The organism is Mesorhizobium sp. M2A.F.Ca.ET.039.01.1.1, assembly GCF_003998035.1.
Taxonomy (GTDB): Bacteria; Pseudomonadota; Alphaproteobacteria; order Rhizobiales; family Rhizobiaceae; genus Mesorhizobium.
In genome coordinates this window covers 1-1,031 of sequence record NZ_RZRY01001261.1, presented here as the reverse complement: position 1 = coordinate 1,031, position 1,031 = coordinate 1, and the positions used below count along the sequence as shown (strand labels likewise).

The 1,031-nt window shown below is 59.7% G+C and carries 1 pseudogene; it reads left to right on the top strand.

Annotated features, from left to right (window positions below):
- Nucleotides 1–768, top strand: a pseudogene (locus EOA24_RS39135) (hypothetical protein); the annotation flags it as partial.
- Nucleotides 769–1,031: the final 263 nt, after the last annotated feature.

Genomic DNA, 1,031 nt, shown 5'->3' with positions numbered 1-1,031 from the left:
AGCGGTAATAGTCCGCCGTACGTCAAGTCAACCAAGCGTGTTGTTATCCATCCAATCACCCTTCCAGCTGCTTATAACTTAGACTATCTCGCAGAAACGGGGTTGAGGCGATCGATGTCAAGAAGCAAATACGATGAGCTTACCCGCGAATGCTCCCGGCTGGCTTGGGCGATCTATGACATTGCGTGGACTGCCTTCGATGTATTGGTGGTCGGGCCGGCCACCGATCCGCGCTCCCCAGAAGTAGCGCTCCGCCGTCGCCAAATCAGGGGGCCCGGCGAGCCAGAACTCGCCCCTCTCGGCGGGCTCGAGAGCGCCGCCCCGCAGCTCGTCCGTCGTGCCGCCGGCACCCATAATCAGCCGGCGTTCTTACGTGCCCTCAGGCTGACCGCGGGCGGGCATTCTTCCTTGCGGGGTTCGCAAGCGTCCTCACCTTGGGCGATCGGTGAACAACTCGTCGGCGTCGTGACAGGTGCAAGGCACGTTCCTGCGGAGGCGATTGTCTATCTTCCTTGGGCGGATTTCGCGGCACCGAGCGGCGTGCTTGTCCTCCAGATGAACGGGGTCTTTATCGGCGCCGATTGGTCGCGCGACATTCGCAACGGGATGCTCATATCTTTCGCGGCCTTTATCGCCGCTTTGTTCACATTCGGGCAGATGTTCGGCAAGCATTTGCTCTGGCCCGCCTTTCACATTTCTTTGCTCGTGCGGGGGGTAAGCCTGCTGTCAATCATGCGTCGCCGTGTTCGCGCCGCCTTCGTGGAATGATCGTCGACTGGCTAACTCTTCAGTCAAGGCTGAAGGCGAGAGGGCAATTGCTTCGAGCGGGTGCGCAAAGCAGGCGATTAGCTGGTGCTGCACAGGGCCGTCAGCATCATGCGGGATTGGAAACACTGGTGCGAGGGAGCGGTTAACGATGCTGCAGTCCGGAGAAACTCGTTCTACGATCGACGAGGCCGTTGCCCATGAGCAACGCGTCTATGAAAGCTCGAACCCGACAAGCAGACGGAAATTTGAGGCCGCCAAAGAGG